Here is a 9,314-nt window from a genome sequence, read left to right as displayed (position 1 = left end):
GGCCGGTGCCGCCACTCCCACGGGCCGGCGGTGCGCGGCCGGTGCCGCCGCGAACGGTGCCGCCGCGAAGGGTGCCCCCGCGACCGCTGACGGGCCGGGCCGGTGGACGGGTCGCGGTGCGGGAGGACGCTGCGGCGTCGTCGTGTGCCGGCCGCGCGGGACGGGGTGCGGGAGGCGCGCGGGGTTCGCCGGCGGCGCTGCGGGCGCAGGCCGGACGACCGTCCGGGACGGAACCGCCGCCGGGCGGACGGGCACGTCGGTGGAGCCCGTGCCGGTCGGAGCCGGTGGGCGGGGCGGTTCGCGGCGCGCCACGACCGTCATGCCGGCGGAGACCGGCTCGAGATCACGTCGCGCACGCCGGCCGCCTGGGGAGCGGTGCCGGGACACGTCCTGCCTTCCGATCACCCGGATCGACCGGACGCCCGGTGGGGAGCCGGGTGGACAGGTGTCCTCGTCCGCGGGGAGCCGATCGTCGTGATGAGGTCGAAACGTAGCCGATCGGTCACGAATCCGACACGGGCGCGGCCCGACGGCGATCCTGCCGCGCCGAACGGCCGCCCCGGTGCGACCACGTGCGGTCGGGCCGGGGCGGCCGGTGGGGAGCGGAACACAGGAGTGTCGTGCGGTCAGCAGGTGACGGGCTTGCCACCGGGTGCGGACTTCGCGAACGACAGGTGCACGTGGTCCATGTGGTTGGCGGTCGCGCCGCCGCGGTCCTCCATGCTCTGCCAGCCGCTGCCGTAGTTGATGCGCTGCTGCCAGATGACGTAGGTGATGCCGAGCGCGGCCTTGTTGCGCAGCGCGCAGGCGGCGAGCCGGTCGCCGACCGGCTTGGAGACCATGAAGTCGAGTGCCAGCCCGTTCGGGTGGTCGGAGGCGTTGCCGCGGCTGCCGACGCCCAGCATCTGCGGCTTGCCGTAGAGACAGCCGAGGAACTGTGCCGCGCTCGCGACCCACGGCTTGACGCCGCCGAGCCCGCCCGTCGAGAGGCTGCAGTTCGCGGAGCCGGTCGTCGTCGCGGTCCGGGTCGTGGCGGCCTTCGCCTCGGCAGCCTTCTTGTCGGCGGCCGCCTTGGCGTCGGCGGCCTTCGCGTCCGCCGCGGCCTTGGCGTCGGCGGCCTTCCGCTCGGCCTCGGCGCGCTGCGTCATGGCGATCTGCGACGCGTGCTGCTGTGCGTCCTGGACGGCCGCGACCAGGGCGGTGGTGTCGAGCGCGGGCGGCGCGTCGGCGGAGTCGGCGGTGACGGTGTCGGCCGCGGCCGCGTCGTCGAGCTGCAGGGCGGCGTTGGTACCTGCGGGGACGTGGGGCAGCGATGCCACCGTCCCGACCAGGGTCAGTGCGCTGCCCGCGGCGAGGACGACCGCTGCCGCGCGGCGTGCCTTCGCGGGGACGCGGGCGAGTCCACGGGGCCGGTCGTCGCCGGCGTCGAACTCGACGTCGGGGCCGTCGCCGTCGGCGGGGGGCCCGGCGGCCCGCAGCCGCGCGGTGACCGCACGGCCGTCGCGGTCGGGTGCGTCGTCGCCGGTGTCCGCGTGGTCCACCGCGTCCGGGAGCGCGAACAACGGCGCGACCGCCGTCGGGGTGGCGTCGTCGGTGGTGACGTCGTCGGTGGTGACGTCCTCGGTGGCGCGGCGGGGGGCCGGCACGAGCGCGTCGGGGTCGCGGGTCGTCGCGATCCCGAAGGCCGGGGTGTGCACGCCGGGCGTCCAGAACTCGGGCGACCAGATGTCGACGGAGGTGTCGATCCTGTCGGCCACCGGGTCGCGATCCGGTTCGGACCCACTGTCCGAGCCGGGGGACAGCGTCTCGACCGACGCGGTCCTCGCCCGGGAACCCTTGCGGCGCAACCTACGACGCGGACCGTCGACGGTGCGGGGGGCAGACACGAGGCTGACGCCGATCCGCGGCAGCGCGGGCCGCTCGGCGACCGCGACGGCGGACCGGCGATCGTCGGCCGGGTCGTCGTCGGAGGCGGCTCCGGATACGGATCCGGTGGCCGATCCGATCGCGGACCGGGGTGTCGTGCCGTCGGACGCGCCGTCGGCGGGGTCGGGGAGTGAGAGAGCATGGCGGGGGCCTGCCGCACGGCCGGAGTGTTTCCGGGCGGCGTCGAGTGCCGCGCGGAGCTCCGGTTGCGTGGGCCGGCCCTCGGGGGAGCGATGCCGTGCCACGACGAACCTTCCTGATCACTCGTCGGCGGACGTCCGGTTTCGGGGGGAGCCCGGCGGAGTGGGGAGTCTCCGTGTCCTGCGTGACCGATTCGTGATCCGGGACCGACGGTAGGACGGTCACCCTCTGTTCGCGTCCGGCACTCGGACGTGCTCGCCGAGTCGCCGACGACGCGCGACGAGCGGCGGCGTTGCCGTGAGCCGTGTCACATTCACGTGTGAGCGAGTTGTGCAGGTCACAGCCGTTTCGCCCGGTTCGAGTCACTCACGTGAGTGATCGCGACCCGGGTCGTTCCGGTGAATCCCCTCGCACCGGGGCGTGGTCGTACGGAGGTGTGGCACTGCGGTCGCGGCGACGATCGGCCCATGATCTCGAAGCGGAGGCCGACACCACGGGGTCTCTGGGCCGTCGGCGTCGTCATGGTCGCGTGCGGGACGTTCCTCGGGACGGCGTTCGTCGCCGGGTGCGCGGTGCCGGTGCGGCTCGCCCGGCGGGTCGACGCCTGACGGCGCGGCGCGGGTAGGGTCGCGCGCCGGACGATCGACCCCGGGAGGCCCGGTGCCCCACGACCCGACGCCCGGCGACAACCGCGTCGCCCTGCGCGCCGACTGCGCCGCCTGCGCCGGGCTGTGCTGCGTCGCCCCGGCGTTCGCGCGGTCGTCGGACTTCCCCGTCGACAAGCCCGCGGGGACCGCGTGCCACAACCTGCTCGACGACTTCCGCTGCGGCATCCACGACCGGCTGCGCGGCAAGGGCTACGCGGGCTGCACGGTGTTCGACTGCTTCGGCGCCGGACAGCAGGTCGTGCAGGTGACCTTCGGTGGGCGCGACTGGCGCACCGACCCGGAGATCGCGACGTCGATGTTCGCGGCGTTCGAGGTGCTGCGCCCGGTGCACGAGCTGCGCTGGTACCTCGCCGAGTCGCTGGCCACGCCCGCCGCCGCCCCGCTGCACCACGACGCCCGGGCCCTGCTGGCCGAGACCGAACGCATCGCCGCACTGGCGCCCGGCGCGCTCGCCGCCGTCGATGTCGCCGCCCACCGGGCGACGGTGAACGAGGTGCTGCTGGGCGTGGGAGAGCGGGTGCGCGCGGCGTCGCCGGGGCCGCGGCCGAACCGCCGGGGCGCCGACCTCGTCGGGGCCCGGTTGGGAGGCGCCGACCTGCGCGGCGCGAACCTGCGGGGTGCCCTGCTGATCGGCGCCGACCTGCGGGGCGCCGACCTGCGATCCGCCGAGCTCATCGGCGCCGACCTGCGCGGTGCCGACCTCTCCGGCGCGGATCTGTCGACGAGCCTGTTCCTCACGAACTTCCAGGTCCACGGTGCCCGCGGCGACGCGGCGACCCGGCTGCCGTCGGTGCTGGACCGGCCGGCCCACTGGCCGGTGACGTCGACCCCGCGACCGGCGTCGCCGGACCGCCGCCGCAGGCGCCCCACCGGCCCGTCCCTGTGACGCCATCGTGAGCGGGTACTGCTGCGAGGTGGCGCCGATCTGGCCGTCCTTGACCACGGTGACGCCGGGGCAGCCGCCGTCGACGGACACGATGAGGACGTCCTTGTCCCGGCCCGCGCCTCTGGTCGGGTCGAGGTCGAGCATCGCGATCTTCGCGGTGGCGGCGTTCGGGCCGAGCTCGGCCTCGGCCCGCTGGCCGACCAGGAGACCGGCCTGGATCCTGCTCGCGGACATGACCTCCCCCGGCGTCACCGTCGTGGCCCAGGACCCGACGGCGATCGGACGCATCGCCGCAGAGACCCTGTTCACGCGCATCGTCGGCGGTCAGTGCGCAGCCACGCGGCGAGCTCGTCGATCCCGTCGGCGCCCGAGCGCTGCAGCCGCAGCCACGCCTCCTGGGCGGCGTCCTCGGCCTCGGCGGTCGAGCCGAGCATCCGGTAGGCCACCGCGCGCAGGGTCGGGCGGTGCTCCTCGAATCGCCGGGCGAGCGCGTCTCCTGCGTCCACTCCTGCGTCCACTGCTGGGTCCATCGGTCACATGCCTCCGTCGCGGTCCGTCACATCAGTGACGGCGCGCGACGCGCCGGTGTGACCGACCCCCGGAGGCAACCGTGACGACCATGGCCCACCCGCACACCGCCCGGGCCCGCATGACCCATCCCGTCATGACGTTGCCGGCGACGATGAAGGCCCTCCTCGCGCTCAGCGCGTCGACCGAGGGCCACGGCGTCGACCACCGCACCATGGAGCTGGTCCACCTGCGTGCCAGCAAGATCAACGGGTGCAGCGTCTGCGTCGACACGCACGCGCGCGACCTGCGCAAGGGTGGCGAGTCCGACGAGCGGCTGTTCGCGGTCGCCGCCTGGCGCGACGCCCCCTGGTCCGACGACGCCGAGCGTGCCGCGCTGGCCCCGACGGAGGCGGTGACCCGGATCGCCGACAGCGCGGACCCGGTGCCCGACGACGTCCGGGCCGGGGCCACCCGCCACTACGACGAGGAGGCGCTCTCGGCGTTGCTCGTCGCGATCGCGTCGGTCAACGTCTGGAACCGGCTCGACGTCGCGACCCGCCAGCCCGCGGGGCAGCTCCCGGGGTGACCGCAGCCGGCGCGGCGAGGGGGGTGGACGAGCGGCCCTCTCGCGCGACTCGGGTGCGCGTCCGTGCCGGTCGTTCGCCTCCGGGCAGGTGGGGTGCTCAGAAGCGGCCGCCGCCGCCGCGGCGGCCGCGGGTCGCGGAGCCGCCGAAGCTGCCGGGCGACCGGCCCCCGCCGCCGAAGCCGCCCCCGCCGAAGCCACCGCCCCCGTATCCGCCGCCCCCACCGCGGAGCGCGCCGGACAGGATGCCGCCGAGGACGAGGCTGCCGAGGTCGATGGCGGCACTGCCGCCCCCGCTCCCGCCGCCGGACGGCCCGGACCAGCGGGAGACGTCGGACTGCGCCAGGTCGAGGGCCTGACGGGCCATCGCCTCGGCCTGCTGGGCCTCACTCAGCGCACGCGCCGGGTCGCCGCCCGACGACGCCGCCTGCAGGTGCCGCTGCGCCTCCGCCAGGCGGGTGCGCGCCCCGGTGCCCACGGCGCCGCGGCGCGTCGTCACGAAGTCCTCGGCCGCCGAGACCGCGGAGCGGGCCGTCAGCAGCGCCTGATCGCGCATCGCGACGGTGCGGCGGTCGCGTTCCTGCTGCTCGCGGGCGTCGGCGATGGTGCGGTCGAGCGCGGCGTCGGCCTCCTGCAGCAGGTGCAGGGCGGCGATGGGATCGGGTGTCGGGCCGGCGGACGCCTGCGCCGAGGCGACGAGCGCGGCGCGGGCGCGGGCGACGACCGCCTGGTCGGCCGACGGCAGCGCCGCCGCCTCGGCGAGGTCCTGTTCCACCTCGGCACGGGCCGCGGGGACGCTCCCGGCGACCTCGGTGAGCTCGCGGTCGCGGCGCGCGACGCCGTCGAGCAACGTCTCGGCCTGGGTCACGGCGTCCTCGGCGGCGCGCCCGTCGACGACGGCGAGCGGTGGCGTCGCCAGCCGCGAGCGGGCCTCCGCGATCTCGGTGCGGGCATCGGCGAGCAGGGCCCGGGTCTGGTCGAGGTTGCCGGCGACCGGGTCGAGCGCCGTGGCGGCCCACCGGGTGCGCAGCTGCGTCCAGGCCGCCTCGACGGGCGCGACGCGTGCGGCGGCGGCCTCCAGCCGGGCGGCGACGCCCTCGACGTAGCCGGGGGCGTCGGCCTCCAGCGCGCGGAGCCGGTCGAAGGCCTCGACCTGGGCGTCGAGCCGTTCGTCGGCGGCGGTGGCCAGCGCCAGGATCTCGGCGTGCATGCGGCGCTGGGTGGGCTCGTCCTCGGGGACGTCGTCGTCGAGCTGCTGACGGATCTCGAAGGCGGCGAGCATGTCGGCGCGCGCGGCCTCCAGGGTGGCGGTGAAGGGGGCGACGGGTTCGTCGCCGAAGTGGCCGCGGGCCGCGGACAGCTCCTGCTCCGAGGTCCGGACGGCGTCGTCGACGGCCAGCAGCGCCTGGCTCGACCGGTAGGCGAGATCGCTGGTCGCCTCGCCGGGGAAGGGATCGGCGGGCACGCTCGATGGCTGCTGCGGCGCGCCCTCGGGTGAGGCGGTCGCGTCGGCGTGCGCGGCGGCGCGGCGGCGCCGGGTGAGCAGCCACGCCCCACCTCCGACGACCACCGCCCCACCGACGACCAGCGGCAACGTCCCGACGCCGCTGCTGCCCCCTGCGCGCAGGCCGTCGGCCATGCCGGTGGCGGCGCCCGCCCAGTCGCCCGCGGCGAGCTGGGGCTCGACCTGGTCGGAGAGGATGCGCTCGATGGTGGAGCCGGACTCGGGGAAGCCGTCGGCGACGTCGTAGCCGTAGGCGCGGTCGCCGGTCGCGACGGCGAGCAGCACGTCGCGCTCGCCGAGCTGGGACTGCACGGCGGTGGCACGGGCCCAGTCCTGGCCGCCGCGGCCGTCGAACGAGCGCACGTAGACGACGAACAGGTCGTAGCCGGTGTCGGTACGCAGCCGTGCGATCGAGTCGGCCACCCGCGCGCGGCTCGACGCGTCGAGGGCGCCTGCGTTGTCGGTGATCCGGTCGGCGGCGCGCAACGGCGGTTCGGCCGCAGCGACACCACCGATCGTGGCGAGCAGGGCGACGACCAGCGCCGCGAGGAGCGCGGCGGGGGCGAGGAACCGGCGCACGTGGACTCCGATCATCGGGGTGTCGGGTCCATCATCACGTGTCCGGGTCACGCGGCGGCGACGGCCGTCCCGCACGAGGCCCGGCAGGGTCGTGAGTGGCGATGGTCGCCATGGCGACCATCGCCACTCACAGGTTCAGCCGAGCAGGGCTTCGCCGATCATGCCGCCCGGAGCGCAGCCCGGCGGGATCACGAACGTCGCCGACCCGACATGGGTGATCCACTGGTTCATGACGTCGGACTCCGCCAGCCGCTGCTGCACCGGGACGAACGCCCGGGCGGCGTCGGCCTGGTAGGCGGCGAAGAGCAGCCCGGCGTCGGGAAGCCCGTCGGCGGTGGGCCCGTCGTCGAAGGAGTAGCCGCGGCGCAGCATCCGCTCGGCCGGGTCGCGGGCGGTGGCACGCAGGACGTGTGCGCCCCCGATCGCGATCGGGATGCCGCGGCCGTCGACCATCCGCGGGTCGACCTCGTCGAACTCGCCGCCGCCGGTGACCGGCGCGCCGGTGTCGAGACGGCGTGCGACGGCCATGTGCTTGCCCTCGCGGCCGAAGTCGTCCCAGGTGTCGAGCTCCATGCGGATACGGCGCAGCACGAGCATGCTGCCGCCGCGCAACCAGTCCGGACCCTCGCGCACCCACACGGCGTCGTCGAGCTCGGCGCCGGGCGCGGGGTTGGCGGTGCCGTCGCGCTGACCCATGAGGTTGCGCGGCGTCGTCCCCGCCGGTTCGGAGCCGCGGGCCGGGCCGAACCCGCGCTGGGTCCACCGGACCGTCGCGACGCTGCGGGCCGAGCGCACCAGCCTGCGCAGCGCGTACGACAGCGGCATCGGGTCGTCGGAGCACACCTGCACCAGCAGGTCCCCGCCCGACCAGCGCGGGTCGAGCCGGTCGGTGGCGAAGGCGGGCAGCTCACGCAGCACGGCCGGGCACTCGCCGCCGCGGCCGACCGCGTCGAAGAGGCCCGGACCGAACCCGAACGTCACCGTGAGCCGTGACGGCAGCGCGGGCAGCTCCGGGTCCGACGCCTCCAGCGGCGGCCGGCCCGAGGTGAGCCGGGCCGCGTCGTCGGTGAGCATCCTCAGCAGCCGCGCCACGTCATCGGGTCCGCTGCCGCGCCGCAGGTCCAGCGCGGTGAACACCGCGTGGGCCTGCGCGGGTGTGGTGATGCCGGCCTGGTGCGCGCCGTGGAAGGCGACGGTCTCGGCACCGGGCACAGGCACCGCGACAGGCGGCGGGCCGGGTGTCAGGGCGACCGCCCCGGCGACGACCCCGCCGGCCGCGACCGCGGCGCCACCCAGGAGTACGGCGCGGCGAGCGACGGCCGTCATCCGTTCATCCCGGCGTGGTCGGCGTAGGTCTCCTCACCGCCGGTCGTCTCCTTGGCCAGTGCGGTGAACTCGACGGTGCCGCCGCCTGCCAGGGTGAACGTGACGCGGACCTGGTCGCCCGGGCGGATGGGCGACGCGAGGTCCATGACCATCACGTGGTCGCCTCCCGGCTTCAGCTCGTGCGCTGCCGCGGGGTCGACGACGAAGCCACCCTCCTTGGGGCGCATGGTCATCGCGCCCCCGTTCATGACGACCTCGTGCAGCTCGGTGCGCGGCGAGGCCGACGTTGCGGCGGACACGACCGTGACGGGCCCACCGGTGGCCGTCAGCGTGCCGAAGACGGCGGTCATGCCGGCGTCGGCGGGCTTGACCCAGGCGTCGGTGACGGTGAGCCCGGACGTGGACGTGGACGTGGGCGCGGGCGCGGTCGAGGTGGCCGGGGCCGCGGGCGCGGCGGGGGACCCGCAGGCGGACAGGACGAGGGCGGCGGCGGTGGCGGCGACGAGCAGGCCGCGGCGCAGGATCGAGGACATGGGGGTATCCCTCTCGGGGCATCGGTGGGACCCGGCCGTGGCGGCCGGGGTGGACGGCGGGCGCACGACGCCCGCCCCACCGGCGGATGCGGGAGGGGTCAGGCGGTGGCCGGGCCCGGCCGGGGCGGGCCGCGCCTGCTCAGGTCCGAGACGGACGTCGCGACGCGGACGCGGACGTCGCGGGCCACCGGCACCGGGCGCGGCGCGAACCGGACCGGGGCGCGGAAGGGCGCCGTGGCGACGACGGGCAGCAGCCGGCGCACCGCGCGCCGCAGGACCTGCTCGCCGTGGCTGATCAGGGCACCGAGCGCCAGCGCGGCGGCGGCGTGGCCGGCGAGCATCGGCGTCGTCAGGTGCGAGTGGACGTGCAGGTGTCCGGCCTGGTCGACCGATGCCGTCGAGGCGGTGAACGCCAGGTGCAGCACGGTCTGGGTGAACGCCAGCGCGATGCCCGTCTCGAGCGGGCCGCGTGGGCTGCGGCCGACGACCGTCGCGGACAGGTCGACGAGCAGCACCAGGATGCCGAGGACGGGCAGCGACGGCATCGTGGCGCCGCCCGCGAGCACGTGGGCGGCGAGGGTGAGGACGACCGTCGCGACGGCAACGGCGGCGACGCGCCACGGACGCGCGTCGGGACCGGGCACGTGCCGGAGTCTAA

Annotated in this window: 8 protein-coding genes and 1 pseudogene; 3 read left to right on the top strand and 6 right to left on the bottom strand. The window is 76.2% G+C overall.

Annotated elements, in window-relative coordinates:
- Positions 1-626: 626 nt before the first annotated feature.
- On the bottom strand, positions 627-1,757 hold the full coding sequence (locus tag TOK_RS34490; RefSeq protein ID WP_253258659.1) for a hypothetical protein: 1,131 nt from the start codon (positions 1,755-1,757) through the stop codon (positions 627-629).
- A gap of 777 nt (positions 1,758-2,534) precedes the next feature.
- Here TOK_RS34490 and TOK_RS32980 point away from each other — a divergent pair.
- Both TOK_RS32980 and TOK_RS27280 read left to right on the top strand, forming a co-directional pair.
- Complete coding sequence (locus TOK_RS32980; RefSeq protein ID WP_172457805.1) at positions 2,535-2,675, top strand: hypothetical protein; 141 nt, start codon at positions 2,535-2,537, stop codon at positions 2,673-2,675.
- Positions 2,676-2,727: 52 nt separating this feature from the next.
- On the top strand, positions 2,728-3,621 hold the full coding sequence (locus TOK_RS27280; RefSeq protein WP_098960804.1) for a pentapeptide repeat-containing protein: 894 nt from the start codon (positions 2,728-2,730) through the stop codon (positions 3,619-3,621).
- A gap of 326 nt (positions 3,622-3,947) precedes the next feature.
- Here TOK_RS27280 and TOK_RS27270 read toward each other — a convergent pair.
- Positions 3,948-4,151, bottom strand: a pseudogene (locus TOK_RS27270) (sigma factor); the annotation flags it as partial.
- Positions 4,152-4,240: 89 nt separating this feature from the next.
- Between TOK_RS27270 and TOK_RS27265 the strand changes: the two are divergent.
- Positions 4,241-4,717: a carboxymuconolactone decarboxylase family protein gene (locus TOK_RS27265; RefSeq protein ID WP_253258670.1), complete on the top strand. Its 477-nt coding sequence runs from the start codon at positions 4,241-4,243 to the stop codon at positions 4,715-4,717.
- Between the two features lie 97 nt (positions 4,718-4,814).
- Here the strand turns inward: TOK_RS27265 and TOK_RS27260 are convergent, their stop codons facing one another.
- The 4 genes from TOK_RS27260 to TOK_RS27245 form a co-directional block, all read right to left on the bottom strand.
- The gene (locus TOK_RS27260; protein ID WP_098960803.1) at positions 4,815-6,812 is read right to left on the bottom strand and encodes a TPM domain-containing protein; all 1,998 of its coding nucleotides are present in this window, start codon (positions 6,810-6,812) and stop codon (positions 4,815-4,817) included.
- A gap of 120 nt (positions 6,813-6,932) precedes the next feature.
- On the bottom strand, positions 6,933-8,123 hold the full coding sequence (locus tag TOK_RS27255) for a Dyp-type peroxidase (RefSeq protein WP_098960802.1): 1,191 nt from the start codon (positions 8,121-8,123) through the stop codon (positions 6,933-6,935).
- On the bottom strand, positions 8,120-8,656 hold the full coding sequence (locus TOK_RS27250; RefSeq protein ID WP_098960801.1) for a copper chaperone PCu(A)C: 537 nt from the start codon (positions 8,654-8,656) through the stop codon (positions 8,120-8,122). The genes TOK_RS27255 and TOK_RS27250 overlap by 4 nt, the downstream gene beginning before the upstream one ends.
- A gap of 98 nt (positions 8,657-8,754) precedes the next feature.
- Positions 8,755-9,300 carry a hypothetical protein gene (locus TOK_RS27245; protein ID WP_098960800.1) on the bottom strand — a complete coding sequence of 182 codons (546 nt, stop codon included), beginning with the start codon at positions 9,298-9,300 and terminating at the stop codon, positions 8,755-8,757.
- Positions 9,301-9,314: the final 14 nt, after the last annotated feature.

It is taken from the genome of Pseudonocardia sp. N23 (assembly GCF_002583555.1).
Lineage (GTDB): Bacteria > Actinomycetota > Actinomycetes > Mycobacteriales > Pseudonocardiaceae > Pseudonocardia.
Note: the sequence above shows the minus strand (reverse complement) of the source record. Positions and strands in the feature narration are given on the sequence as shown.

Excerpts from the sequence above, each read along its gene's own strand:
- TOK_RS32980 (WP_172457805.1), top strand. The coding sequence starts at position 2,535 with ATGATCTCGAAGCGGAGGCCGACACCACGGGGTCTCTGGGCCGTCGGC.
- TOK_RS27265 (WP_253258670.1), top strand. The coding sequence starts at position 4,241 with ATGGCCCACCCGCACACCGCCCGGGCCCGCATGACCCATCCCGTCATG.
- TOK_RS27260 (WP_098960803.1), bottom strand. The coding sequence starts at position 6,812 with ATGATCGGAGTCCACGTGCGCCGGTTCCTCGCCCCCGCCGCGCTCCTC.
- TOK_RS27255 (WP_098960802.1), bottom strand. The coding sequence starts at position 8,123 with ATGACGGCCGTCGCTCGCCGCGCCGTACTCCTGGGTGGCGCCGCGGTC.
- TOK_RS27250 (WP_098960801.1), bottom strand. The coding sequence starts at position 8,656 with ATGTCCTCGATCCTGCGCCGCGGCCTGCTCGTCGCCGCCACCGCCGCC.